This window comes from Leifsonia shinshuensis (genome assembly GCF_014217625.1).
Taxonomy (GTDB): domain Bacteria; phylum Actinomycetota; class Actinomycetes; order Actinomycetales; family Microbacteriaceae; genus Leifsonia; species Leifsonia shinshuensis_A.
The window spans coordinates 760,095-785,574 of the sequence record NZ_CP043641.1; the positions used below are offsets into that span (position 1 = coordinate 760,095).

Consider the following 25,480-nt stretch of genomic DNA (forward strand, 5'->3'; position numbering starts at 1 on the left):
GCCTAGCCCTGAATTGGGGCGGCCGGCGGTGTGCGCTGCGAACGCGAGCGCTCGAGTAGGACGCTCGGGTAAGTATGCATGACGAGGCCGCCGCGGCGTGCGTGTTCCGCGAGAATCCCGGCGTCGTACCCGAGGAGATTCGCCAGCGAGTGTGCGTCGAGTTGCTGTGTGAGGGTGCGGAGCGTCGTGTTGCGCACCCGCTGGGTATTGATGCCCAGGGCGAGGAATCGCTGGGACAGTGTGTTGGGGTGCACGGGCTGGCCTGCACGAAATCCGGGAAAGAGCCAGTGGGTACCGGTGTTTCCTGCGCGTTGGTTGCTGGGCGCCCGGAGGTGAGTCCAGAAGAGTCGTGCGATCGGTTCGGGTATGTCCGAGCTCACGGCCGCGAGGTGGAGGCGCATCCCAGCGGGACGGAGTTCGATCGCGTCGGTGTGCAGACGCGCGATCTTGTTCAATGGTTGCGCCCACAGCAGGTGGATGAGTGCGGCGACGCGGGTGGAGAGGGCAACGTTGTCGTACGTGAGGCAGTTGCGGACCATGCGGATGCGCTGGTCTTGAGTGACGAGTGGGGTGGTCTGAGCTGTTCGGTAGGGGGCGGTGACGTGGGCTGAGCGGGGGCGCTGATGGTTCAGCCAGTGCAGGTAATTTCGGATGTGCTTCCGGGTGCTCGTTCCTTCGGCGAGGTACTGGTCGATCTGCGCCTGGTTGATGTCGGCTGGGTCGGTCTGGTGTTCTTCGGCGAGCCAGATCAGGAATTTGCCGGCCTCGGTGATCTCTTGTCGAGCCGCAAGCGCCGCCGTGACCGTCGCTGTGTCTGCGTCGGCAGATCGGAGGCGGCGCAGGTGGTGCCAGGTCGCGAACTGTTCGATGCTGGAGCGTACCTGCGGGTACGGCTCCAACTCGTGGAGGCGTCGAGCGAGCCAGCGCTCGAAAGTGGCGATGTACTTGTCCTCTAGGCGCGGCAGGATGTGGTGGTGCGTCAAGAGGTCTCGTAGATGCTCGACAGCAGCAGAGCGGGGGAGTGCGTCAAAGGCTTCGTGATCGAGGCGCAGGGTCCGTTCGCCGAGTTGTGCGAGTAGGCTCGCGGCAGCTCCACCCCGCATCCAGGTGTGGATACTCTCTGGCCGGCCGCTGTCCGCGAGCACATCAATCAGGCGGCGCAGCCGGAGATCCGGTGGATCGTTTGGCTTGAGAATCGCGATGAGGTCGACCCGGATGACGCACCTGACGCAGGATCCGCCGCGATAGCGCTCTGCTTCCGCGCCACAGGTATCGCAGGTCATGTTGGTGTCGATTCCTGCACAGTCACGGCATAGCGAGCGGCCCAGATTGTCGCGGCCCGGGACCAGCCGTTCCTCACCGCACTGGGCGCAGCGCCCGACGGTGCGCACAGCGTCGGTGAAACAGCGGCCGCAGATCGCTCCATCGGGCCAGCGGACACGGATCTTGGCCACCATTTCACCGCACCGTTCACAGCGCCTGTCGCCGGTTGTGCGAGGGCGGCCGCGCTTGTGCGGCGGCGCAGCATTTTCGATGGCGGCGGGCGCGACACGGCCGTCCGAGGGTGGCCGCCCCTGCCCGCTACGCCCCGTCATCATCGTCTTCATCCACTATTCGAGCGCGAACGGGGCGGTATCCGTGAATGTCCGGGAGGGCGCCGCTCTGTGCGGTCTTTCGGCGCTGCGTGCTTTTGTCCGCAGCGGTGTAGGTGATGACCTCGCTGACTTCGACGCCGAAAATGTCTGCCAGAGCAACGAGTACCTGTAGTGAGATCCGCTCAGGTGTCTGGTCGACTAGACGCCAGACCTGAGTGGGGGAGAGGGTTATGCCGCGCTCGCGGAGCGGTTCGATCAGATCCTTTCCGCGCCGGAAGTGATTGCGGGCCATCAGCTCGCGGGTGTGCCATTCGTAGTGGATCTCGCGTTTCATCGAGTGGATCCTTTCCGGGAGGTCATCGCGGCAGCGAGAGTCTTCTCGTGCAGCCTTTTCAGCGATTCGCGCTGGTAATCAGGCGAGGCGAGGGTGTAGATCGACGTGGTGGATGCGTGGGCGTGACCGAGTTGTTGCTGGACGAACGAGACGTCCGCGCCGAGTCCGGTGATGAGATGAGCGGAGTAGGAGCGGCGAAAAGCATGGAGGTCAACGCCCGGCGCGAATCCCAGTTCGTCCAGATAGCCACGGAGTCGGCGCAGGGCGTGGCTCTCAGCGACGACTCGCCCTCCGGTCGTCGGGAACAGATCGGTTAAGGGCTTGCCGTAAAGGGGGAGTGCGAACTCGACCCAATTCTGAAGCGCGGACGCCGTCCACTCCCACACTGTCAACACCGATCTCGTCTTCTTCGCCGACCCGCGGTGTGACTTGCCCCATCGAACTCTGACCACGCCGTACTCGCCGAACTGGGGTGCACCGGCGTTCTCTGACAGGTCGACGCGTTGGAGATGACGGCCTTCGTCGATTCGCAAGCCCCACCCGTAAAGCGTCTTGAACAGGGCGGCATCCCGCATCGCCGATAGCGCTCCCTTTCGACCCGACGCGAGCTTGCGCTCAGGCTCGAGATCGGCCAGGTCGAAAAGCTGTTGCAATTCCCACTGGGTGAACACGCGTTTCTCGGGCTTCGATGCATTCGGCTGGCTGTGGGGGATACGGTTCCACTCGGTGACGATCTGCGAAAACACGGCGCCGAATAGTCGAGCACAGTCGGTATTCCAGTCGTAGCGAGGGTCGCAGGCGAACTCGCAGAAGGACCGAATTGCGCCTTGATAGTTGCGAACAGTGTTGTGAGCCAGATTCCGAACGCCGCGGCAGTGCGAGAAATAGTCGTCCGCGTCGGCTACGGACCATTCCCAGGGATAGTGTCCAGAGAACTCGACCAGGTCTAGAACGCGCGCTCGTTTCGCCCTCACGGTCTGCTTGCTCCTGTCCGAGGACGTCTGGGCGCGCACCCAACTCTCGAGAAGGCGTTCCAGAAACACCTCCGGATCTGGAGCCTGGCTGCCGAACGTTACGACAGTGACCCGACCCATCTCGTCATTCACGCCAACTCCGATCGTTGCACGTTTCGCATGATCATTGCATAAAATGAAATAGACGGCAATGAAAATCCCGGTCAGGACCTCAACTCGCACTCGTCGTGGCCCAGTGTTCCATCGTGGGTCCACAGGAGTAAGCATCTATGAAAACCGACTCTGACCGGGAGAAGCTCAGGAGCGACGGGGAGCGTGCAATTGCGCACAATTGCAAATCCTGCAAGTTGTATCTAGTTTAGCTGACATAATGTGCATTATCAGCGTAACTTCGATCGGAGCCGTCACGACCCGTCGCGCAAGCTCCCCAGAGAACGCGTCTCGTAACGGATCGAATCGAAAGTCGGATCGCTGCGGTCCCCGAGCGGCGCCTGCGCAAGGAAGCCGACGCACAACGGTTCGGTGCTCACCGGCAGCCGGAACACACGGACGAAATCCCAGAACCGGCCATCGCGCGAGGAATGAAATGCGAACGCCTGACCGACGCGAGCGACGCGCAGGTACACCGCCCGAGCATCCAGGATCGGGCCGTTGCAGTCGTCCGAGAACCCGTCCGTGACGACGCTGACGACCATCTCCTCGCCGTGGGGCGAGAACTCATTGCAGAGTTTCGCCCAGTGATCCCGGTCGGACCAGAGCGCGAGGGCGCCGGCATCGAAGGTCGTGCGCTCCCCCGGCACGCGCACCCGTGCGGACAGCACGAAGTCGCCGGCGGGCGCGGTGAACGCCAACGCCGTGGCCGCGTGCTGCTGCGGGCCACCGCCGGCGTCGTTCGTCCAATCGGTACCCGCAGCCGCCCGCAGCGACAGGACGCCGTTCCGCTCGTCGTAGGACGCGGCGCCGTCGACGCCGGTCCACCGCAGCGGAGGAAGCCCCGGAAGGGAGATCGTCATGCATGAACGCTAGCGCCACGGCGAGGATCACGACTCCCTCCTCCGCGACACCCGGTCAGTATGATCGCCGTGGATGTCATCGTCGACAGGGGGAACCATGAAGCAACACACCCGTGCCACCAGTATCGTGCCCATCGCAGCTTTCCTGCTGGCACTCGGCCTGGCCGGCTGCTCCACCGTTCCCACCGGCGCGACGACAGCCGCGAGCGCCGGCTGCGCGAACTTGCGGTCGGTCGTCACCAATCTGGAGGCGCTGCGCTCCTGGTGCGCGGGTCACGACGATCCGGCCGGCGCCGCCGCCTGGATGACCGGCGTCGACAACTCGCTGAAGGCCGACACGTCCGCCGACGCCGCCACAGCGACCCGCCTCCGCCACGCGACGGCCACGCTCGACAGGCAGCTCGCTCTGCTGAACGGATCCGCTAAGGAGACGGCGATGGCGCAGCTGCCGGACGCCCTCTCCAGCGTCATCGCCGACCTCACGCCCGTCCGGGACGACGTCTGCGCCTGAGCTCGACGCCCGCCCGTACCGCCCTCGTTAGGCTGGTCCCGTGGACGACGACGCCGACCCTGCGCCCGCTGTCGTCGCACGTCCACGGGAAGTCCTGCGTCAGAAGGCGTTCGCGCTGTTCTGGAGCGCGAGCACCGTCCGTGCGTTCGGGAGCGCGATCTCCGGTGTCGCCTTCAACGTCCTGATCGTCTCCGTCCTGCACGCGTCGGCCGTGCAGATCAGCGTCCTGAGCGCACTGAGCGTCGTTCCGTATCTGTTCCTCGGGCTGATCGTCGGCGCGCTCATGGATCGCCGGCGGCGTCAGCGCACGCTCGTCCTCACCAGCGTCGGCCGCGCGATCGCGCTGGCGGCGATCCCCGTCCTGATCCTGACCGGCACACTCGGCTTCTGGTCGGTCGCCATCGTCACGCTCGTGCTCGGTGTCCTCGTCCTGTTCGCGGACTCGGCCGCTCAGCCGCTGCTCCCCCGGCTGGTGTCCCGAGATTCCCTCATCATGGCCAACGCCCGGCTCGGGCAGAGCGAGACCGTGGCCGGGACCGCCGGGCCGGCGGTCGGCGGCGCGCTGCTGACCCTACTCGGAGCGCCGCTGCTGTTCGCCTTCGACGCCGTCCTCACCGCCGTCTCGGCCGTATTGCAGTCCCGGATCCGGGTGGACGAGCCGCCACCCGCCCCGCGCGAACCCGGTCGTCATATCGGCCACGACATCGCCGACGGGATGCGATACACCTACCGGCACCGCACGCTGCGTCCACTGGCGCTCTCGATCCACACCTGGTTCCTCGGCAACAGCATCGTCACGACGGTGTTCGCCGTGTTCGCCCTCCGTCAGCTCCAGCTCCAGCCCTGGGAGTACGGGCTCGCCCTAGCGTTCGGCGGCCTCGGCGGGTTCCTGGGCGCGCTCATCGCACCGCGGCTCGGCACGTCGCTCGGGGCGGGACGCGCGATCTTCCTCGCCCGCGCCCTCGTCGTCGTGCCGTGGCTCGCGCTGGCCGCGGTGCCGCTGAGCCCGGCCGACGACGGTGTCGCACTCGTGGCGTTCGTCTCCGCGGCGCAGTTCGTCTACTGCCTCGCGATGGGCGTCGAGGATCCGAACGACACGGGCTACCGGCAGTCGGTCGCGCCCGACGCCATCCAGGGACGGATGAACTCGACCATCCGGACCGTCAACCGCGTCGTCTTCTTCGTCGGCGCCCTCCTGGCCGGACTCCTCGCTACGCTCCTCGGCTACCGCCTCACCATCGGAATCGGTGCGATCGTCTTCTTCCTCGCGGCGCTCATCGTCCTCTTCTCCCCGTTGTTCGTCGCGCGGCACGGCGAGCAGTTGTAGCGTGAGCGCCATGAGCTCCTCCGGCACCGACTTCAGCGACCTGCGCGCGCTCTTCATCAACACGACGCTGACCCGGAGCCCCGGACGCAGCCACACGCAGTCGCTGGTCGACGTGAGCGCGTCGATCATGGCCGATCAGGGCGTGCAGGTCGACCAGTTCCGGGCCGTCGACCACCCGATCGCCACGGGCGTCTACCCCGACATGCGCGAGCACGGCTGGGAGGTGGATGCCTGGCCCGAGCTGTTCCCGCGGGTGCTCGCCGCCGACATCCTCGTGATCGCCGGCCCGATCTGGCTCGGCGACAACAGCAGCGAGACCAAGAAGATCATCGAGCGCCTCTACGCGCACTCCGGCGAGCTGAACGAGAAGGGCCAGTGGCTCTACTACGGCCGGACGGGCGGCTGCCTCATCACCGGCAACGAGGACGGCATCAAGCACTGCGCGTCCAATGTCCTGTACAGCCTGCAGCACATCGGCTACTCCATCCCTCCGCAGGCGGACGCCGGCTGGATCGGCGAGGCCGGCCCCGGACCCAGCTACGGCGACGACGCCGGCGACGGCCGGCGCGTCGGGTTCGACAACGACTTCACCAACCGGAACACGACATTCCTCACCTGGAACCTCCTCCACCTGGCCCGGCTGCTGAAGGACGCCGGCGGATTCCCCAACTACGGCAACCAGCGCCGGGAGTGGGACGCCGGAACGCGCTTCGACTTCCCGAATCCGGAGTATCGCTCATGACGGGAGCGTGAACGCGAACCGGTCCCCGGCCGAGAACCGGTACTCGTCGTCGCAGCGGTAGCCGCGCAGCCACGGCACGTGGTCGACGACGCGCAGGTAGAAGCCCTTCGGAAACTCCACGTCGTCGCTCAGTGGCGCCGCGGCCGCCTTGATCGCGCCCGCCGGCGACCGCCCGGCCGACAGGATCGAGTCTGGCGCGTTCGGCTGCGACCGGAGCGCCAGCCGGAGGTACGGTCCGGTGTCGGGCGGGCACAGCGACAGGCCGTGCTCGCCCGCCGCAGCGAAGACCTCCGGAAGGGTCCCGCCGTCGCCTAGGCCCAGCTCGCGCAGGTCGCGCTCGACGACGGACACCTCGACGGGATCCCGCCGGTCGAAGGCCTCATGGTCGAGCAGTGTCGAAGCGTGGGCGTTCAGGAGGACGCCGTGCGACTCCAGCGCCGCCCGGAGTTGCGCACGGGTCGAGCCGCCGACGGTCAGCCGCAGGATGTTCTCGTCTCCGTCAGCGCCATCCACCGCTCCAGGGTATCGGCCCGCGCCCGCTGCGATCTCGCGATCCCGCCAGCCGAACGTAGGATGAGGCGGTGACCGACCGCCGAACGTCTTCGAGTTCCGCCGGCCTGTCGCGGCGCGGCTGGATCGTCCTCGTCGCCGTGGTCGGCGTCGTCGCGGCCACTCTCCTCTCCGTCGCGGCGTTCGCCCTGGCCGCCCCCGCCGGCCACGCACGAGCTGACATAACGGCCGCATCCACCCCCGCTGCCCCGCATACGCTCAACGCGAATCCCACGCCGCTCGGACTCCCCCCGCGCACAAGCCCCACGCCGCCCGTCGCGACGGTCCCCGAGCAGCCGGTCGCCGGGATCGCGACGGGCGCCTGCCTCCAGGTGTTCCCCTCCCCCTGGGCCGACGCCTACCCGGTCGTCGACTGCGGTTCCCCGCACCTCGCGCAGGTGCTCGCGAAGGGCACGCTCCCCCAGTCCTCCGGCGCCGCGTTCCCCGGCGCGCAGCCGCTCAACGCCCAGGTCGGCGACCTCTGCAGCGCGCCGGGGCTCCTGAACTGGGACTGGGTGGCGGTCTGGAACGAGGACGTCCAGATCGAGCTTCGTTACCCCCGGACCGAGGCGGAGTGGGCGTCGGGAGACCGCGCGTACGAGTGCTTCGTGGACACCTACTCACGCCACGAGCTCACCGGGACCGCGGTAGCCGGCCACTAGAGCGTGTCGCAGCGGCTACTCGCGGCTCATCTTCACCAACACCGTCAGCGAGCTCCAGCTGTCGCCGCTCATCGCCGCGCTCGGCACCGAGGTACGCCCCTTCGCCGTACTGCTGACCGCGAGTGACACGACCGCAGCGGATCGACTGGCGAAACGGGAGATCGGCAGCTCGCTCACGGAGCACATCGAGCGCAGCAGACACGCAGCGCAGACGCTCGACGCCGCAGACCGCACTGTGACCCGCGTCGCGACCGACGACCGCTCGGTCACCGACATCGCCACGGAGCTGCTGTCCCGGGCGGGGTGGCTGAACGCGCGGACGGGCCGCTCTCGCCGGGTGGAGGAACGCTGAAGCGTCTCAACCCCCGACGTACTCCGCCAGGTGCTGCCCCGTCAGGGTCGCGCGCGACGCGACCAGGTCGGCCGGAGTGCCCTCGAACACGACGCGGCCGCCGTCGTGGCCGGCGCCCGGGCCGAGGTCGACGATCCAATCGGCGTGCGCCATGACGGCCTGATGGTGCTCGATGACGATGACCGACTTGCCGGAGTCGACCAGGCGGTCCAGGAGGCCGAGCAGCTGCTCGACGTCGGCCAGGTGCAGGCCGGTGGTCGGCTCGTCCAGCACGTAGACGCCTCCCTTCTCCGCCATGTGCGTCGCCAGCTTCAGCCGCTGGCGCTCCCCGCCGGACAGCGTCGTGAGCGGCTGGCCGATGGTCAGGTAGCCGAGGCCGACGTCGGTCAGGCGCTGCAGGATGGCGTGGGCGGCCGGGATGCGCGATTCGCCGCTCGCGAAGAACGTCTCGGCGTCCTCCACGGACAGCGCCAGCACCTCGCTGATGTCCAGCCCGCCGAACCGGTACTCCAGCACCGACGCGTCGAACCGTTTGCCCTCGCAGACCTCGCACACCGTCGAGACGCCCGCCATGACGCCGAGGTCGGTGTAGATGACGCCGGCGCCGTTGCAGTTCGGGCAGGCGCCCTCCGAGTTCGCGCTGAACAGCGCGGGCTTGACGCCGTTGGCCTTGGCGAACGCCTTGCGGATCGGCTCCAGCAGCCCGGTGTAGGTCGCCGGGTTGCTGCGCCGCGAACCGCGGATCGCGCCCTGGTCGACGGACACGACGTTCTCGCGCGGCGACACCGAGCCGTGGATGAGCGAGCTCTTGCCCGAGCCTGCCACGCCGGTGACCACGACGAGCACGCCGAGCGGGATGTCGACGTCCACGTCCTGGAGGTTGTGCGACGTCGCACCGCGCACCTCCAGCACCCCGGACGGTGTGCGCACCGCGTCCTTGACGGCGGCCCGGTCGTCCAGGTGCCGCCCGGTGAGCGTGCCGCTCCCCCGCAGTCCCTCGATCGTCCCCTCGTAGACGATCTCTCCCCCAGCGGTGCCGGCGCGCGGCCCGAGGTCGACCACATGGTCGGCGATGACGATCATCTCCGGCTTGTGCTCGACCACCAGCACCGTGTTGCCCTTGTCGCGCAGCTGCACGAGCAGCTCGTTCATGCGGCGCATGTCGTGCGGGTGGAGGCCGACGGAGGGTTCGTCGAAGACGTAGGTGATGTCGGTGAGCGACGACCCCAGATGCCGGATCATCTTGGTGCGCTGCGCCTCGCCGCCGGACAGCGTGCCGGAGGGCCGGTCGAGGGACAGGTAGCCGAGGCCGATGTCCACGAACGAGTCGAGCGTGCCCTGCAGGTTCGCCAGCAGCGGCGCCACGGACGGCTCGTCCAGCCCGCGGACCCAGGCGGCGAGGTCGCTGAGCTGCATCGCGCAGACGTCGGCGATGCTCACGCCCTCGATGAGCGACGAACGCGCGCCCTCGTTGAGCCGCGTCCCGCCGCACTCCGGGCACGGCGCGAACGTGACGGCGCGCTCCACGAATGCGCGGATGTGCGGCTGCATCGCGTCCACGTCCTTCGACAGCATCGACTTCTGGACGCGCGGCACCAGGCCCTCGTAGGTGAGGTTGATGCCGTTGATCTTGACCTTCACCGGCTCCTTGTAGAGGAAGTCGTGCAGCTCGGTCTCCGAGTAGTCCCGGATCGGCTTGGCCGCGTCGAAAAAGCCCGACTCGCTGAACATCCGCACCGACCAGCCGTCGGCCGTGTAGCCGGGGACGGTGATCGCCCCGCCGGACAGCGACTTCGACTCGTCGTAGAGCTGCGTGAGGTCGATCTCGGAGGCGGTGCCCATCCCTTCGCAGCGCGGGCACATCCCGCCGGTCTGCTCGAAGCTGCGCTTCACGGTGCCCTTGCCCTCGATCGCGATGGAGCCGGCGCCGCGGACGGTCGGGATGTTGAACGAGAAGGCCTGCGGCGATCCGATGTGCGGCTGCCCGAGCCGGCTGAACAGGATGCGCAGCATGGCGTTGGCGTCGGTGACCGTGCCGACCGTGGACCGCGCGTTGGCGCCCATCCGCTCCTGGTCGACCAGGATCGCGGTGGTCAGCCCTTCGAGCACATCCACGTCGGGGCGCGCGAGCGACGGCATGAAGCCCTGCACGAACGCGCTGTAGGTCTCGTTGATGAGCCGCTGCGACTCCGCGGCGATGGTCCCGAAGACGAGCGAGCTCTTGCCCGACCCGGACACCCCCGTGAACACCGTCAGCCGGCGCTTCGGGAGCTCGACGCTGACGTCCTTGAGGTTGTTCTCCCGCGCTCCGCGGACGCGGATCACGTCGTGGCTGTCCGCCCGCTCCGGTCCGCCCGCGTCGGTGGCTGCGCTGGTCGCCGTGGTCATCGCCGTGCTCCGTCCGTTCGGTGTCGCATCCGATCTAACCAGGTGCCGCCGACCCGCTCCCCTCCCCGCCGTCCCCGCCTCGCGAGAATGGGTCTGATCTACACAGGACATTTTCAGTATTCTGCACGTGACGGCCATCCGAACCGTGGCCGAACGACTGAAAGGGTGTGCGCGATGTCCTCTCCCGATCCTCTCGACTCCGTCGTCCGCGACCTCTCCCTGGACGCCTCGGAGATGACGCGCTCGGCCATCAACGGCATCCGCGCTGTGCTGGGAGTCAGCGGCGCCGTCGCTGTGATCCTCGGCGTGGTGCTGCTGTTCTGGCCGGCCAAGACGATCGCCGTGCTGGCGGTCTTCCTCGGCATCTACTTCCTCATCGCCGGGATCATGCGGCTCGCCATGGGGATCTTCGCCCGCGGCATCGGCGGCGGCATCCGGACGCTGAACATCATCCTCGGCATCCTGCTGGTGTTCCTCGCCATCGTGACGCTGAAGAACGTCTCGACGGCGGCCACCGTCCTGGTGATCTTCGCCCTGGCATTCATCGGCGTCGGCTGGATCATCGAGGGCGTGATGGCGCTCGTGGAGGCCGGGCGCTCCCGGTCGGCCGGCTGGGCGATCGCCTACGGCATCCTGAGCATCATCGCGGGTCTCGTGGTGCTCTTCCTGCCGGCGTCGTCGGCGGTGTTCCTGATCCTGTTCGCCGCGATCGCGCTGATCGTGCTGGGCATCATCGGGATCGTCCGCGCGTTCACGTTCGGCCGCGAGGTGCTCAAGACGACGACGGCGCCCGCCGCTCCCGCCGCCGCCTAGCGGCGCTCGACCGGCAGGTGCCGGTCCCACCAGTCCAGGATGATCTCGAACCGCTCGCGGCGGTGCCGCGGGCGTCCGCTGCGGCTCAGCTCGTGGTCCTCCCCGGGGAAGATCACGAGCTCCGCCTCGACGCCGCCTCGCTTGAGCGCCGCGTAGTAGCGCTCCGCCTGCCCGAGCGGGCAGCGCAGGTCGCTGGACGAGTGCAGCACCAGCGTGGGCGTCCGCACGCGGTCGACCACGGCCTGCGGGCTCTGCGCCGCGATCCCGGACGGGTCGGTGCCGGTGTACTCGTCGCTGAAGAAGCTGCCGATGTCGCTCGTGCCGATGAACGCGGCCGGGTCGAGGTAGCCGCGCTCCACGATCGCCGCGGCGAAGCGGTGGTCGTGCGCGATCGTCCAGGCGGTCAGGTAGCCGCCGTAGGAGCCGCCCATCACGCCGACGCGCTCGGCGTCTAGGCCGGGGGTCGCGGCGATCGCGCCGTCCAGGAAGTCCAGCACGTCCGCCAGGTCGACGGTGCCCATCCGCTGCCGGATCACGCGGCCGTGGTCCTGGCCGTAGCCGGCCGAACCGCGCGGGTTCGACATCACCACGGCGTAGCCCGCCGCGGCATAGACCTGCGCCTCGTCGAAGAGCGCTGCGGTGTAGGCGGCGAACGGCCCGCCGTGGATGTTGAGGAGGACGGGATGCGGGCCGGGGCCCTCCGGCGCCACGACCCAGCCGTGGATCGGATAGCCGTCGCGGCCCGTCACGGTGAGCTCGCGCGGAGGGATCACGCCCGACGCACGGAGCTCGCGGGAGAAGTCGGTCAGCTTCCGGATGCCGTCGCCGTCGAGCACGGCGACGTCGCCCGCGGTGCCGGCGTCCGACACGCTCGCCACGACCGTCCCGCCCGCGGCGCCGACGCCGCTCACCACGGTCAGGTCGTCGGTCAGCCGGCGTGCCGAGCCGTCCGCGTCGACCTCGGTGAGCGTGAGCACGCCGCGGCGGCGGTCGGACACCAGCACGCTGTCGTCGCGGAAGGCGACGATGTCCGACTCGGTCAGGTCCACCGACTCCGGGTCGGTCAGGAGGCGCGGTGCGGCGCCCGGGTGGTCGATGACGTAGAGCGCCGTGTTCTTCGCCACGAAGTCCCGGCCGCTCTCCCCCACGTCCTGCGCGCTGAAGTAGAGTGCGCCGTTCAGTCCGTAGGCGACGGCGACGATCGAGAAGTCCCCGTGCCTCCCCGTCGCGTCGGACGGCTCCCTGCCGCCGTCGACGGGCACCACGAACACGTTCGAGCGCAGGTCGTCGTCGCGGCTTTCGTGCCGCGCCGACACGAACGCGAGCGTCGACCCGTCCGGCGAGAACGCGATGGTCGAGTCGTCCCAGTCCCCGCCGGTCAGCGCGCGCGGCGTCGCGACAGCCGGCGCCGGACGGGTCGAGCCGTCGGCCTCCGCGATCGGCGACACGGCAGGCTCGGCCCAGACGTCCGGCGCCGTCACGAGGTAGACGTGCGAGCGCCGGTCGGTGATGTAGCCGAGTCCGTTGGCCTGATATTTCAGAGTGTCGATCCGCCGGGCCCGCTCCCCGTTCGGCTCGATGCCGTCCACCGTGCCGTACCTGCCCTGCTCCGGGTCCCGGCTGACGAAGGCCAGCGAGCGCCCGTCCGGCGACCAGGCGAACTCGGTCACCCCGAGCTTGCGGTCGGTGACGACGACCGGCTCGCCGCCGGCGGCGTCCACGACGTGCAGCTGTGACGGCGACTTCGGACCGCCTCGCAGGAACGCGATCAGCCGGCCGTCTGGCGAGAACTGCGGCGCGGAGTCGCGGAACCCGCGCGTGAGCCTGCGCGGCGCCGCGTGCCCGGACAGCGGCATGTTCCAGAGCTGACCGATCGTGGCGTCGGCGGCGAGGGAGGGATGCGTGACCGAGACGACCGCGCGGCCGCCTGCCGGGTGCACGGTGGGACGGGAGACCCCGGTCAGGAGCTCCAGGTCGGCGGGCCTCATTCGCTGATCGGCTCGAAGCTGGAGACGTCCCCGACGAGGCGGGTGTGGTCGGCCGGCACCGGGTCGACCACGGCGGAGGCGACCTCGGCGGCGAACTCGCCGACGTTGTAGAGGCGGCCGGCGGCCTCCTTGCGGGCGTCGATCGCGCCCGGGTTCAGCCGGTTGAGCAGCGTCGCGGTGATGGTGCCCTCGATCATGTCGCCGGAGACCACGACGAACTCGACGCCCTTCGCCTCGAGCTCCGGGAGCAGCGCCCGCAGCGCGTCCTCCCCCGCCCGCTTGCTGAGCGCGACGGCCTCGTACTCGGGCATCGTCGGCGTGGAGCGGATGAAGTGCGCCTGGTGGCTCGTGACGAACACCACGCGCGAGCCCGCCGCCATCAGCGGCAGCGCCGAGGTCAGCACGTTCACCTGGGCGTCGCGGTTGAGCTGCATGGCGTAGTCCTCCGCCATGCCGGACTCCATCCCGCCGGAGGCGTTCAGGACCAGGATGTCCAGGCCGCCCCACTCCGCCGAGACGGTCTCGAAGAGCGCCGCCACCGAGGCGGGGTCGGTGAGGTCCGCGCCCACGGTGATCGCCGAGCCGCCCTGCTCGCGGATCGCGTCGGCGAGCTTGACCGCGCGCGCCTCCTTGTTGCGGTAGTTGATCGCGACGGCGGCGCCGGCGTCGGCCAGGTACTGCACGGTGTCGGCGCCGATGCCGCGCGACGAACCGGTGACGAGGGCGCGTTTGCCGGTGAGGCTGCCCTGCGCGAGCGGGCTGGCGGACGCGGAAGCGTTGGACACGGGTACTCCTAGAGCGTTGGACGACACGGCTTTCTGAGACTACCAAGTGCGTTCCGTCCAGTGGGCCGCGGGAATGCTAGCGTTCTAGCAAGTACATAGTGATGTGTAGAGAGGGGCGGCTCGTGGACATCACCTCCTTCGCCTGGATCGCCTGGCTCGTCCTCATCCTCGTGTTCGTGATCATCGAGATGCTGACGCTGGACTTCGTCTTCCTCATGATCGCGATCGGCAGTCTCGGCGGGCTGATCGCCGGGCTGCTCGGCGCCCCGTGGTGGCTACAGCTGATCATCGCGGCCGCGCTCTCGGTCATCCTGGTCTTCTTCATCCGGCCGCCGCTCCTGCACAGGCTCAAGCGCGGCGGCGACCCCGCCAAGAGCAACGTGGACGCGCTGATCGGGATGAACGGCGTCGTCGTCTCGACCGTCTCGCGCACCGCTGGACTGGTCAAGCTGTCCGTCGGGGAGACCTGGACCGCGCGGCTCTCGCCCGGCCAGTCCCGCCCCGTCGAACTGGTGCCGGGCGAGCACGTCATCGTCCTGAGCATCGAGGGCGCGACGGCCGTCGTCGCCCCGTCACCGGTGTCGGCGGGAGCCGGCGACCTCACCGAGAGGAGCATCACGTGACCGACGTCACCCAGCTCGTCGTGACCATCGTCGTCTCGATCATCGTCCTGGTGATCGCGATCTTCGTGCTGGTCACGCTCTTCCGCGCCATCCGGATCATCCCGCAGGCGCGGGCCGGGGTCGTGGAGCGCCTGGGCCGGTACCACAAGACGCTCACCCCCGGCCTCAACGTCGTCGTGCCGTTCATCGACAAGGTCCGGCCGCTGATCGACCTCCGCGAGCAGGTCGTCTCCTTCCCGCCGCAGCCGGTGATCACCGAGGACAACCTGGTCGTCTCGATCGACACGGTCGTCTACTTCCAGGTCACCGACGCCCGCGCCGCGACCTACGAGATCGCCAACTACCTCGGCGCGGTCGAGCAGCTCACCACGACCACCCTCCGCAACGTGGTCGGCGGCCTGAACCTCGAGGCCGCGCTGACCTCCCGCGACAACATCAACGGCCAGCTGCGCCTGGTGCTGGACGAGGCCACCGGCAAGTGGGGCATCCGAGTATCGCGCGTCGAGCTGAAGGCGATCGACCCGCCCGTGTCCATCCAGGACTCGATGGAGAAGCAGATGCGCGCCGAGCGCGACCGTCGTGCGCTGATCCTGACAGCCGAGGGCACGAAGCAGTCCGAGATCCTGAACGCCGAGGGCCTGCGGCAGGCCGCGATCCTCAAGGCGGAGGGCGACGCCAAGGCCGCCGTGCTCCGCGCCGAGGGCGAGGCGAAGGCGATCACGACCGTCTTCGGCGCCATCCACGAGGGGAAGCCGGACAACCTGCTGCTGGCCTACCAGTACCTGCAGACGCTGCCGAAGCTCGCCGAAGGCTCCGCGAACAAGCTCTGGGTCATCCCGAGCGAGCTCACGGAGGCGCTGAAGGGCATCGGCCAGGCGTTCGGGCCGAAGGGCGCGGACGCGGCCGGGCTCGGCGTGGTCCCGGCCGGCACACAGGCCCCGCCGTCGGTGGAGGCGGCAGGCGCGGCGAGCTCGACTCCTCCGCCCGCTCCCCCGGCGTGACCTTCCTCGACGGGCCGCGGCCGCGGATCATCGCGCACCGCGGCCTGGCCCTCAACGCGCCGGAGAACACCCTCCTCGCCTTCTTGAAGGCGCTGAGCGCCGGCGCCACTCATCTGGAGACGGACGTGCACGGCACCGCCGACGGCGAGGCCGTGGTCAGTCACGATCCCGACCTCACCCGGGTGGCCGGCCGCGACCTGCGCGTGGAACAGCTGACCCTGGCCGAGCTGCGGCGCATCCCGCTCGGCGACGGCCAGTCGTTCTGCTCGCTCGCGGAGGCGCTGGACGCCTTCCCGGAGGCGCGCTTCAACATCGACATCAAGGACGAGCGCGCCGCGGCCCCGGCCGCCGCTGCGATCGTGAAGGCGCGCGCGGCCGACCGCGTCCTGCTCACGAGCTTCTCGGCGGCACGCCGGAAGGCCGCGACAGCCGCCCTCCCCGAGGTCGCCGTGTCGCCCTCCGTGACGGAGTTCGTGCCGGCGCTGGTCGGGGCGAAGTCTGGCCTCCGCCCGCTCACCCGGCGCGCGCTGCGCGGGTTCGCCGCGGTGCAGATCCCCGAGCGCCGCGGTCCGGTCCGACTGGTCACGGCGCGCACGGTGCGCGCCATCCAGGCCGCGGGAGCCGAGGTGCACGTGTGGACGGTGGACGACGTCGCCGAGATGAAGCGCCTACTGGACCTGGGAGTCGACGCCATCGTCACCAACCGCTGCGACCTCATGAAAGCCCTGGTCGACCCGCAGAACTGACCCGTCGAAGCTCTGCTGACGCTGTGAGCCCACTGAGAGAAGGCGGCTCCCGGAAAGAGAATCCCCAGCTTGCTGGTTTATAAAAGTGAGGATTCGCGCGAAGAGGAGACCACACGATGGCAGATCGCAGTTTGCGCGGAATGAGGCTTGGCGCCCAGAGCTTACAAAGCGAAGAAGGCGTCGTCTACTCTCCGCGTTCCCGTTACACCTACCTGTGCCCCGACTGCGGCAAGGAGACCGAAATGGTCTTCTCCGCCGAGGCCGAGCCTCCCAGTGCCTGGGAGTGCAAGCACTGCGGCCACGAGGCCCGCTTGCTGGTCGACGACAAGCCCGTCGAGATCGACCACTCGGACGTCAAGACGCCGCGCAGCCACTGGGACATGCTCTTGGAGCGTCGCACCCGCGCCGAGCTCGAAGAGCTCCTCGAGGAGCGGCTGCAGTACCTGCGCGCACGCCGCGGGACGACCGAGCACAAGCACACCGCCTGACGCTCGGTCCCCGTTCAGCCGCTCTCACCGTTTCGGTGGGAGCGGCTTTCTCGTGCTCGGGGCAGGCAGCCGCCGCGAGAACGCCGCCACCGCCAGGCCGAAGAGCCCGAGGCCCGCGACCAGGAACTCGATGCCGCGGCTGAGCAGCGTCGAAGGGGTCGTCGTGGTGCCCAGCGGCACGTCCGCGACCATGTGACCCGGCTTGAACGGCGGGATCTCGGTGATGGTCTTCCCGTCCGGGGCGATGATCTGGCTGCTGCCGACCGTGGAGATGTTCACCAGCGCGCGCCCCGACTCGATCGCGCGCAGGCGGGCGATCGCGAGCTGCTGCTCGTTCTCGTCGGTCTGCCCGAAGTCGGCGTTGTTCGTCTGGGCCAGGATGACCTGCGCATCGTCGTTCATCATGTCGGTCAGAAGCTGGTCGTCCACGATGTCGAAGCAGATCGAGATGCCGGCGCGCACTCCCCCGACATCGAACACGTTGTCGCGTGTCCCCGGCGTGTAGTCGCGGCCGATCAGGTCGATGAGCGACGGCGCGAACGGCCGCCAGAACGACCGGTCGGGGACGTACTCGCCGAACGGCACGGGATGCTTCTTGTCGTAGTAGTCGACGGCTCCCTTGCCGGCCTCCCACTGCAACGACGTGTTGAAGTACTTGCCGTCGCGGTAGGTGATCGTCCCGACGATGAACGGCGCGCCGAACTTGCGGCTCAGGGCGTCGAGGAGCGCGGCGGTGTCCGGGTCGCGGGTCGGGTCGGGCTGGGCCGCACCCTCCGGCCAGACCACCATGTCGAGCTTCTTGTCGCCCGACGACTGGGAGGCGGGGATCTTCAGCGTCTCGTCGAACTGCGTCTGCAGCACCGCGCCCTCCGGCGCGTTGTCGAAGTAGCCGGCGGGACCGTTGCCCTGCACGGCCGCGATCCGCGTGGTGCCGTGCGTCGTCGCCGGCCAGGACGGCACGGCCAGCACGACGGCGACTGCGCCGAGGGCGACGGCGCCGCGCACGACGGTGCGCACATCCACGGCGAAGAACAGCTCGATCAGGAGGGCGACGAGCCAGACCATGACGAACCCGAGGCCCGAGATGCCGAGCCAGGCCACGAGCGGAGCGTACGGACTGAGCGACTGCGACTCCGCGACCCGGCCCCAGGAGAAGCCGCCGTACGGCCAGTTGCCCGTCACGTACTCCCGCAGCACCCACAGCCCGGCGACGATGACCGGGACCATCCCGAGCCGCCCGGCGATGCTCGGCCACGCCCGGGGCACCCACCGGTAGGCGAGCGTGATGAGGATGCCGCCCGCGCCCCAGAACAGCGCCTCCAACGTCGAGAGCGCGATCCACGGGACCGGTCCGAGGTACAGCGAGGTCCACGACACGTGCACCAGATAGAAGGCCTCGCCGGCGAGCCAGCCGACCAGGAACGCCATCCCCGCCGTCCTGCCGCGCTGGGCGAGCAGCACCATCCCGATGCCGACGAACGTCAGCGGCCACAGGTTCTGGCCGGGGAAGCCGGCGGCCAGCACGGGGCCTGCGCCGATCGCGACGAGGATGGCCAGCCAGAGCGGCAGCGGAGCCGGCGGCAGCGCAGCACGCCGCGATCGGCGGGCGCGGGGCGTTCGGGTCACGAAGGGAGAGCCTAAGGCATCGCGCTCTGCGTCCCGCACAGCCACGGGCTCAGGCAACGGCGGAGTACGCCACGATGCCGCGGCGGATCGACTCCAGTGCCTGCCGTGCGGTGCGCCCGACGTTGCCCTGGGCGACCAGCGAGAGCTGGTCCAGAAGGTCGATCGTCTGCTTCGCCCAGCGCACGAAGTCGCCCGCGGCCATGTCCGCCTCGCGCAGCACGACGTCCAGCGCCGCGCCCCGCGCCCACTGGTGCATCGCCAGCGCCAGCGCCGTCGAGACCGGCTCGCTGCCCGGGAGGCGGTTGTCGCGCTCCAGGTCGTCCAGCCGGGCCCACAGGTCCGTGGTGCGCTCCAGGGCCGGGCGGAAGGCGCCGCGCGGGAGGTTGCGGTCGTGCGCCAGGCCGTCGTCGCGACGCGGCTCGAAGACCAGCGCGCACGCCATCGCGGCGAGGCCCGCGGCGTCGAGCTCCTTCCAGTACCCGCGGCGCAGGCACTCGGCGACGAGGAGGTCGCGCTCGCCGTAGATCCGCTTGAGGGTGCGGCCGTGCACGGTGAGGGCGGTCTCGCCGTCCTCGTCGGTGAGGTAGCCGAGCTCCAGCAGCACGTCCGAGACGCGGTCGAACACCTTCGCCACCGCCCCGGTGCGGGACTGGATCTGCGCGCTGAGCCGGTCGGTGTCGCGCTTCAGCTTCCACCAGCGCTCCGACCAGCGGGCGTGCTGCTCGCGGTCCGGGCAGCGGTGACACGGGTGCTCGCGCATCCGCTTCCGGAGGCCGGCGAGCTGGCGCTGGCGGCGCTCCCGCTCGGCCTTCGACGCGTTCTCGATGCGCTGGCCCTTCTTCTCCAGGTCGCTGAGCTCGCGCCGGATCCGGGAGTACTCGCGGAAGTCGCCGAGGTGGCACTCCATCGCCTTCTCGTAGCCGGCCAGCGACTCCTCCTGCTGACGCACCTTCCGCGCGAGGTCGACCACCGCCCGGTCGGCCTGGAACTGCGCGAACGACGACTCCAGGATCTCGCGGGTGCGCACCCGGCCGAACTGGTCGATGAGGTTGACCGCCATGTTGTACGTGGGGCGGAAGCTGGAGTTCAGCGGGTAGCTGCGCCGGGAGGCCAGCGAGGCGACCGACTGGGGGTCGAGGCCGTCCTCCCACTGGATGACGGAGTGGCCCTCGACGTCGATGCCGCGCCGTCCGGCCCGCCCGGTGAGCTGGGTGTACTCCCCCGGCGTGATCGGCACGCGCGCCTCGCCGTTGAACTTCTCCAGCTTCTCCAGCACGACGGTGCGTGCCGGCATGTTGATGCCGAGCGCCAGGGTCTCGGTGGCGAAGACGACCTTGACCAGCTTGCGGCGGAAGAGCTCCTCCACGACCTCCTTGAACGCCGGCAGCATCCCGGCGTGGTGGGCAGCGACGCCGCGCTCCAGGCCCTCCAGCCACTCCCAGTAGCCGAGCACCGCGAGGTCCTCGTCCAGCAGCGTGCGGCAGCGCTCCTCCACGATCGCGCGGATCTCGTCGCGCTCGCGCTGCTCCGTCAGGCGCACGCCCTCGCGCAGGGTCTGCCGCACGGCCGCGTCGCAGCCGTTGCGGCTGAAGATGAAGAAGATCGCCGGCAGCAGGTTGTGCTCGTCCAGCATCCGGACGAAGTCGGCGCGGCCCATCCGGAAGGTGTCGGGGCGGCCGCCGCGCGAGTGGTACCGCCCGACATCGCGGGTCTGCCGGCTGGACAGCACCCGGCCGCCGTAGCGCGCCATCTGCACGAGCTCCGGGTTCACCCGGTTGGTCGCGGCGAGCCCGGACGAGTCGAACAGGTCGATGAGCTTGGAGCGCATCAGGATGTGCTGCTCCAGCGGCACCGGACGCTCCTCGGACACGACCACGTCGGTGTCGCCGCGGACCGCCTGCAGCCAGTCGCCGAACTCCTCGGCGTTGGTGACCGTCGCGCTGAGCGACACCATCCGCACCGCCTGCGGCAGGTGGATGATGACCTCCTCCCACACCGCGCCGCGGAACCGGTCGGCCAGGTAGTGCACCTCGTCCATCACCACGTAGGCGAGGTCGCCGAGGAGGTCGGAGTCCGCGTACAGCATGTTGCGGAGGACCTCGGTCGTCATCACGACGATGCGGGCGTGCGAGTTGATGTTGGTGTCGCCGGTCAGGAGGCCGACCGACTCGGGCCCGTACGCCTCGACGAACTCCTGGAACTTCTGGTTGCTCAGGGCCTTCATCGGCGTGGTGTAGAACACCTTCGCGTTCGCCTCGCGCATGGCGAGGAACACGGCGAACTCCGCCACGATGGTCTTGCCCGCGCCGGTGGGCGCCGCGACGAGCACACTGCGGCCGTTCTCGAGGCTCGCGCACGCCTCGCGCTGGAACGGGTCCAGGTCGAAGCGCAGTCCCGCCCGGAAGGTCTCCAGCAGAGGCTGCTGCGCGCGTTGCCGCGAGGCGGCGAAGCGTTCGGCCGGAGAGAGCTGCTGCTGGTCGGTCACGCGACCAGCCTATGCCGCGAGCTCCGCCTCCAGTCGCATCGCCGCCTTGGCCGCGCGGCGGTCGTGCAGCCACGCGACGCCGTAGGCGCCGAAGTAGAGCAGCACCATGGGCACGGCGAGCAGGAACATCGAGAGCACGTCGGCCGCCGGCGTCGCGATGGCGGTGAAGAGCGCGATCAGGATGATCGCCCAGCGCCACGAGCCGATGATCGACTTGGCGCTCAGCACGCCGACGAAGTTGAGCAGCACCAGGAACACCGGCAGGACGAAGGCGACGCCGACCGCGAGGACGAGCTTGGTCACGAAGTCGATGTAGGTCTTGGCGTCGATGATCGCCGCGTCCTGCTCCGGGGCGAAGCTGGTCAGCAGGCTGACCATGTGCGGCACGAGCAGCCAGCCGGCCACCCCGCCCGCGATGAACAGCGGAACGGCCGTGAAGAAGAAGCCGAACGCGTACTTGAGCTCTTTGCGCGTGAGCGCCGGCACGAAGAATGCCCAGATCTGCCAGAGCCAGATCGGGCTGGAGACGATGATGCCGATGGTGATCGCCATCTGCATCTTCAGGTCGAACGCGCCGGTGATGCTGCCGTAGTTGAGCAGCGCCTCGCGGCCCTGCTGCTTCGCGATCGCGGTGATCGGAACGCGCAGGGCGTCCATCACCGGACCGGCGAGGATCCAGCCGACGACCGCGCCGACCAGAAGGCCCAGGGCGGCGCGGAACAGACGTTTACGAAGCTCGACGAAATGCTCGGCCAGCGACATCCGGCCTTCGCGGTTCTTGCCTCGCTTGGTGGAGGCCACTCAGCTACTGCTTCGGCTTGGACTCGGTCGAGTCCGTGCCGGGCGCGGTGGGAGCCGGAGCCGCGGGCGCGGCGGGCGCGGTGTTCTGAGCTGTGGTGTTCTGGGCGGACGCCGAGGCGTCGCCGTCCTTGCCGTCCTTCTTCATCTCATCGACTTCGCCCTTGAAGATTCGCATGGACTGACCGATGCTCTTCGCCAGCGCGGGGAGCTTGGGCGCACCGAAAAGAAGGAGGATGACCGCGAGAATGATGAGCAGGTGCCATCCGGTGAGGCCGCCGAGCATGAGTTACGTCCTTCTGTTCAAGTACGAGTAGCGGAACGGGTCCGCGTTGACGAGTATTTTACCGCGCTGAACTCGCCGATCTCTGCGAGCTTGCCGTGCGACCTGACGGTCGGCAACGGCCTGTTCGCGCTCCGCTCGGAGCACCTCCGAGTCGGCGAAAACGGCGCTGTGAAACTCAGCGTACCGCATGTCATCCGAGCGCCGGCTGAGTATCGCGGCCTTCTCGATCAGGGCGCTCGCCTCGCGGCCCGCGGCCATAACCTTCCGGAACAGCCACCACGCGAAGAACGCGAGCATGCCCAGCAGGCCGAGCACGAGCACGGCCCAGATGACGACCCACGACCACCACGGCATGCAGGGAGCCTAACGGTAGCGGTCGGCGCCCGCACGCGCCCACTCCGCCACCAGCCGGCGGGCCTCCGGCGGGTCGAGCACGGTGAGCACTCCGGCCAGGCCGGCGACCAGCCGCTTGAGGCCGTGGAAGTGGGCGACGCGCACGCTCGTGCGGATGACGCCGTCGCGCTCCTCGCGGGCCGCGCCCTCCGGGATGTAGTCCTCGATGAGCGGGATGGCCGACGCGGACACCTCGACGGTGACCAGCTGGTCCTCCGGCGTCCCCTCGAAGAGCGTCTCCGGAAGCTTCAGGTCGCCCGGCCGGTAGGTGATCGGCTCCTTCGTGGCCACCAGCCCGTCGATGCGGTCGAGGCGGAAGGTGCGGATCGCGGTGCGCAGGTGGTCCCAGCCGCGCAGATACCAGTCCTGGTCGGCGGACTCGACGCGCAGCGGGTCGACCCGGCGGCGCTCGCGCTCCCCGCGCGAGTTGAGGTAGTCGAACTCGAGCTGCGTGCCCGCGATGACCGCCTCGCGGATGGTCGCGAGCGCTTCGTCGGACTCCGAGCGGGCGACGGCCACCTGGCTGGGCGCGGCGGACGCCCCGCGGGCCAGCTTGGCCATCAGCGAGCCGATGACGTCGCGGTCGGCGTTCTCCGGCAGCGCGGTGAGGTACTGAAGGCCGGCGATGAGCGCAGCGGCCTCCCTGGCCGAGAACCGCGGCGAGTCGTCGATCGCCACCTGGTGCGTCAGGATGATGCGGTCGTTCTCCTCGAAGTCGTCCCAGGAGATGTCGAACAGGTCGCCGGGCTGGTACGCGTTCGTCTCGCCCGGGATGCCGGAGACCGCGATCAGCCGCACGGCGTCGCGCATGCTCTCCTCGTCCACCCCGAAGTGCTCGGCCGCCTCGGCCACGGTGACCCGGTCGCGGTCCATGAGGTACGGGACCAGCGCCAGCAGGAACGCCAGCTTGTCCTGCGCCTGCATCGGGCGCCTGCGCTCAGCCACGGCCGCTCCCCTCCCCCTCGTGCGCCTCGGCGACCGCCGTCAGCCGGTCGAGGACCTTGCCGCGCAGCTCCTCGGGCGACAACACCAGCACCTCCGGGCCGAACGCCGCGAGCTGGTCGGCGAGGATGTTGATGTCGGAGAAGTTCACCGTCAAGCGGAAGGCAGCGCCTTCGTGCTGCGCGGGAACGGCGTCGCCGTAGCGCTTGCGCAGCCGGGTCGCGGCGTCGGTGCCGGCGGTCACCTCGATCTCGGCGACGTTGGCCGCCCAGATGCTCTCCAGGTCGGCGAGCGCCCGCTCGGCGAAGTCGTCGCCCTCCGGCGTGAACGTGCGGTTGGTGACCTTGACCGGGCCGACCATCCGCGAGAGCAGGAAGGTGCGCGAGCCACCGGCCTCCTGGTCGATCCCCTGCAGGTGCCAGCGGCCCTGGTGCTGCACGAGCGCGAGCGGCGCCACCGTGCGCACCCGGGAGGCGCTCTCACCGGGCTTCAGGTACGGGAACTGGACGATCGCGTGGCGCTCCAGCGCCTGGCTCAGCGGGTCGAAGGCGCTCTCCCGCGCGCGCAGGCGCGGCGCGTAGCCGACGACCGGCTCGTCGGCCTCCACGCCGAGCGAGCGCAGCTTCATCAGCGCGCGCCGCGACTCCCCCGACAGCGAGCCCTCGCGCCACACCGTGGCGGCCAGGCCGAGCAGGGTGATCTCCTCGGGCGAGAACACGACGTCGGACGGGAGGTCGTAGGCGCCCTTCGGGATGCGGTAGCGCAGCAGCTGGTTGTTGCCCGCGGCCTCCGGGGACTCCACGGTCTCCAGCGGGACGCCGAGTTCGCGGATGTCGTCCTTGTCGCGCTCGAACTGGCGCTCCAGGCTGCTGTTGTCGCCGTGCGACTCGTAGCGCTGGCGGTAGCCCTGGACGGTCGAGAGGATCTCGTTCTTCGTCAGGCCGTTCTCGGTCGCGAGCAGCGCCAGCACGAGGCTGAACAGACGCTCCTCGACCGGGACGCGCGCGGGCGAAGAGGAGGATCGGGGCACCCGACCATCCTAGTCGGGACTCAGCGGACTCCGAGGATGTCGACCACCCAGGCGGCGGCAGGAACGTTGCCGTTCGCCGGCGCCTCGATGACGAGCTGCGAGCCGACCTTCTGACCGACCAGCGGCTTCAGGACCTCCTGCGGGAGCGCCTGGTTCAGCGCGCTCTGGCCGGTGCTCATCGACACGATGTCGGGCGACTTGCTCTGCCAGCTGCTCATCACCACGTTCTTCTGGTCCCAGCCGACCGCGGTGTAGTGGAGGACGACCTGCGAGGTGGCCTTGACCTCCTCGCCGTCGCCCTGCTTCAGCGTCTCGGTGCGGACGCTCTTAGGGGCGCCGCCGGAGGACGGGATCGTGATGCCGGGCTGGCCGGTCGGCGCGAGCACGACGGTCGGGAAGCCGGAGACCGACGGGCGGACGGCGCCGTTCGCGGCCGGGAGGTACGCGTGCATGATGTCGGCGACCAGGATGGTCGTGTTGCCGGAGCCGGCCCCGCCGGAGTCCTTCGGGGAGATCGCGACGGCGACGCGCGAGCCGACCGGGGCGCAGAGCAGGCCCTTGCTGATCGCGGCGTTGGAGTTGCCGATCGTGATCGGCGTGGTGTCGCCGCCGTAGCTGCCCTTCTCGCCCACCTGGCCGGTCTGGCCGTCGAGCAGGGTGTACTGGATCTCGACCATCTGGCCGTTGATCACCGGAGCGCCGGTGCCCGTGGTGATGATCGTGCGCTCGGAGGTCGTGGTGTCGACCGGCGTGGGCATCGTGATCTTCGGCTGCTTGCCGAGCGGGCCCGTGGCCTGCACGAGCGACGACGCCTGCCCGCTCTTCAGGGCGGAGCCGCAGTCGGCGTTCGGGTTGGACGAACATCCGGTCAGCGCCGCGGCGGCGATGCCGACGGCGAGGAGGGCGACGGACGATCTTCCGAGTGCGGTAGCTCTGCGCACGGGTCCTCTTTCGATGCGAGCGGTGGGGGTGTGCACCGATTCGAACGGTGCAGGCGCGTCAGGCGGCGCGCCTCACGACCTGAACCAT

26 protein-coding genes are annotated in these 25,480 nt (G+C 69.4%); 9 read left to right on the forward strand and 17 right to left on the reverse strand.

What is annotated here, in order from left to right:
* Positions 1-2: 2 nt before the first annotated feature.
* The 4 genes from F1C12_RS03635 to F1C12_RS03650 all read right to left on the reverse strand — a co-directional run bounded on the left by F1C12_RS03635 (position 3) and on the right by F1C12_RS03650 (position 3,916).
* Complete coding sequence (locus tag F1C12_RS03635; protein ID WP_185277484.1) at positions 3-1,457, reverse strand: hypothetical protein; 1,455 nt, start codon at positions 1,455-1,457, stop codon at positions 3-5.
* Positions 1,458-1,581: 124 nt separating this feature from the next.
* Positions 1,582-1,929, reverse strand: coding sequence for a helix-turn-helix domain-containing protein (locus tag F1C12_RS03640; RefSeq protein ID WP_185277485.1), 348 nt, complete (start codon positions 1,927-1,929; stop codon positions 1,582-1,584).
* Positions 1,926-3,125, reverse strand: a complete 1,200-nt coding sequence (locus F1C12_RS03645; protein WP_219732676.1) for a tyrosine-type recombinase/integrase — start codon at positions 3,123-3,125, stop codon at positions 1,926-1,928. The genes F1C12_RS03640 and F1C12_RS03645 overlap by 4 nt, the downstream gene beginning before the upstream one ends.
* Positions 3,126-3,307: 182 nt before the next feature.
* Positions 3,308-3,916, reverse strand: coding sequence for a DUF1349 domain-containing protein (locus F1C12_RS03650; RefSeq protein WP_185277486.1), 609 nt, complete (start codon positions 3,914-3,916; stop codon positions 3,308-3,310).
* Positions 3,917-4,013: 97 nt separating this feature from the next.
* Between F1C12_RS03650 and F1C12_RS03655 the strand changes: the two genes are divergently transcribed.
* From F1C12_RS03655 to F1C12_RS03665, 3 genes are read left to right on the forward strand one after another with little or no spacing between them, the layout of a single operon-like run.
* Complete coding sequence (locus tag F1C12_RS03655) at positions 4,014-4,427, forward strand: hypothetical protein (protein WP_185277487.1); 414 nt, start codon at positions 4,014-4,016, stop codon at positions 4,425-4,427.
* A gap of 40 nt (positions 4,428-4,467) precedes the next feature.
* A complete protein-coding gene (locus F1C12_RS03660) occupies positions 4,468-5,754 on the forward strand; it encodes an MFS transporter (protein ID WP_185277488.1) in 1,287 nt (428 codons plus the stop codon).
* 10 nt (positions 5,755-5,764) lie between these two features.
* Positions 5,765-6,496 (forward strand): flavodoxin family protein, encoded by a 732-nt coding sequence (locus F1C12_RS03665; protein WP_185277489.1) that lies wholly within the window; start codon positions 5,765-5,767, stop codon positions 6,494-6,496.
* On the opposite strand, the gene F1C12_RS03670 is transcribed toward F1C12_RS03665, so the two are convergent.
* A complete protein-coding gene (locus F1C12_RS03670; protein ID WP_185277490.1) occupies positions 6,491-7,009 on the reverse strand; it encodes a hypothetical protein in 519 nt (172 codons plus the stop codon). The two genes, F1C12_RS03665 and F1C12_RS03670, sit on opposite strands and share 6 nt — an antisense overlap.
* A gap of 68 nt (positions 7,010-7,077) precedes the next feature.
* On the opposite strand from F1C12_RS03670, the gene F1C12_RS03675 reads away from it, so the two are divergent.
* Entirely contained in the window at positions 7,078-7,707 is a 630-nt protein-coding gene (locus F1C12_RS03675; protein WP_185277491.1) for a hypothetical protein, read from the forward strand.
* Between the two features lie 15 nt (positions 7,708-7,722).
* Here F1C12_RS03675 and F1C12_RS03680 read toward each other — a convergent pair whose 3' ends face one another.
* Positions 7,723-7,884 (reverse strand): hypothetical protein, encoded by a 162-nt coding sequence (locus tag F1C12_RS03680; protein ID WP_185277492.1) that lies wholly within the window; start codon positions 7,882-7,884, stop codon positions 7,723-7,725.
* 181 nt (positions 7,885-8,065) lie between these two features.
* Positions 8,066-10,447: an ATP-binding cassette domain-containing protein gene (locus F1C12_RS03685; protein WP_185277493.1), complete on the reverse strand. Its 2,382-nt coding sequence runs from the start codon at positions 10,445-10,447 to the stop codon at positions 8,066-8,068.
* Between the two features lie 174 nt (positions 10,448-10,621).
* Here F1C12_RS03685 and F1C12_RS03690 point away from each other — a divergent pair, with 174 nt between their 5' ends.
* Complete coding sequence (locus tag F1C12_RS03690; protein WP_185277494.1) at positions 10,622-11,260, forward strand: HdeD family acid-resistance protein; 639 nt, start codon at positions 10,622-10,624, stop codon at positions 11,258-11,260.
* On the opposite strand, the gene F1C12_RS03695 is transcribed toward F1C12_RS03690, so the two are convergent.
* Both F1C12_RS03695 and F1C12_RS03700 read right to left on the reverse strand, forming a co-directional pair.
* On the reverse strand, positions 11,257-13,248 hold the full coding sequence (locus F1C12_RS03695; protein WP_185277495.1) for a S9 family peptidase: 1,992 nt from the start codon (positions 13,246-13,248) through the stop codon (positions 11,257-11,259). The two genes, F1C12_RS03690 and F1C12_RS03695, sit on opposite strands and share 4 nt — an antisense overlap.
* Positions 13,245-14,033 (reverse strand): SDR family oxidoreductase, encoded by a 789-nt coding sequence (locus F1C12_RS03700; protein ID WP_185277496.1) that lies wholly within the window; start codon positions 14,031-14,033, stop codon positions 13,245-13,247. Before F1C12_RS03700 ends, F1C12_RS03695 begins: the two co-directional genes overlap by 4 nt.
* A 122-nt stretch (positions 14,034-14,155) precedes the next feature.
* Here F1C12_RS03700 and F1C12_RS03705 point away from each other — a divergent pair, with 122 nt between their 5' ends.
* The 4 genes from F1C12_RS03705 (at position 14,156) to F1C12_RS03720 (ending at position 16,891) form a co-directional block, all read left to right on the forward strand.
* Positions 14,156-14,656, forward strand: coding sequence for an NfeD family protein (locus F1C12_RS03705; RefSeq protein WP_219732677.1), 501 nt, complete (start codon positions 14,156-14,158; stop codon positions 14,654-14,656).
* Positions 14,653-15,657 (forward strand): SPFH domain-containing protein, encoded by a 1,005-nt coding sequence (locus F1C12_RS03710; protein WP_258046096.1) that lies wholly within the window; start codon positions 14,653-14,655, stop codon positions 15,655-15,657. The genes F1C12_RS03705 and F1C12_RS03710 overlap by 4 nt, the downstream gene beginning before the upstream one ends.
* Entirely contained in the window at positions 15,654-16,403 is a 750-nt protein-coding gene (locus tag F1C12_RS03715) for a glycerophosphodiester phosphodiesterase family protein (RefSeq protein ID WP_185277497.1), read from the forward strand. The genes F1C12_RS03710 and F1C12_RS03715 overlap by 4 nt, the downstream gene beginning before the upstream one ends.
* A gap of 116 nt (positions 16,404-16,519) precedes the next feature.
* Positions 16,520-16,891 (forward strand): RNA polymerase-binding protein RbpA, encoded by a 372-nt coding sequence (locus F1C12_RS03720; protein WP_185277498.1) that lies wholly within the window; start codon positions 16,520-16,522, stop codon positions 16,889-16,891.
* Positions 16,892-16,915: 24 nt separating this feature from the next.
* Here the strand turns inward: F1C12_RS03720 and lnt are convergent, their stop codons facing one another.
* The 8 genes from lnt to F1C12_RS03760 are packed head-to-tail and all read right to left on the reverse strand — an operon-like array spanning position 16,916 to position 25,392.
* Positions 16,916-18,517 carry an apolipoprotein N-acyltransferase gene (lnt, locus tag F1C12_RS03725; RefSeq protein WP_185277499.1) on the reverse strand — a complete coding sequence of 534 codons (1,602 nt, stop codon included), beginning with the start codon at positions 18,515-18,517 and terminating at the stop codon, positions 16,916-16,918.
* Between the two features lie 49 nt (positions 18,518-18,566).
* Positions 18,567-21,002, reverse strand: coding sequence for a DEAD/DEAH box helicase (locus F1C12_RS03730; protein WP_185277500.1), 2,436 nt, complete (start codon positions 21,000-21,002; stop codon positions 18,567-18,569).
* A 9-nt stretch (positions 21,003-21,011) separates the two neighbouring features.
* Positions 21,012-21,764, reverse strand: coding sequence for a twin-arginine translocase subunit TatC (tatC, locus tag F1C12_RS03735; RefSeq protein ID WP_185278761.1), 753 nt, complete (start codon positions 21,762-21,764; stop codon positions 21,012-21,014).
* Positions 21,765-21,807: 43 nt separating this feature from the next.
* Positions 21,808-22,086, reverse strand: coding sequence for a Sec-independent protein translocase subunit TatA (gene tatA / locus F1C12_RS03740; RefSeq protein WP_185277501.1), 279 nt, complete (start codon positions 22,084-22,086; stop codon positions 21,808-21,810).
* 3 nt (positions 22,087-22,089) lie between these two features.
* Positions 22,090-22,440: a hypothetical protein gene (locus tag F1C12_RS03745; protein ID WP_185277502.1), complete on the reverse strand. Its 351-nt coding sequence runs from the start codon at positions 22,438-22,440 to the stop codon at positions 22,090-22,092.
* A gap of 9 nt (positions 22,441-22,449) precedes the next feature.
* The gene (locus F1C12_RS03750; RefSeq protein ID WP_185277503.1) at positions 22,450-23,424 is read right to left on the reverse strand and encodes a helix-turn-helix transcriptional regulator; all 975 of its coding nucleotides are present in this window, start codon (positions 23,422-23,424) and stop codon (positions 22,450-22,452) included.
* On the reverse strand, positions 23,417-24,451 hold the full coding sequence (locus tag F1C12_RS03755) for a helix-turn-helix transcriptional regulator (RefSeq protein ID WP_185277504.1): 1,035 nt from the start codon (positions 24,449-24,451) through the stop codon (positions 23,417-23,419). The genes F1C12_RS03750 and F1C12_RS03755 overlap by 8 nt, the downstream gene beginning before the upstream one ends.
* 20 nt (positions 24,452-24,471) lie before the next feature.
* Positions 24,472-25,392, reverse strand: coding sequence for an FKBP-type peptidyl-prolyl cis-trans isomerase (locus tag F1C12_RS03760; protein WP_185277505.1), 921 nt, complete (start codon positions 25,390-25,392; stop codon positions 24,472-24,474).
* Positions 25,393-25,480: the final 88 nt, after the last annotated feature.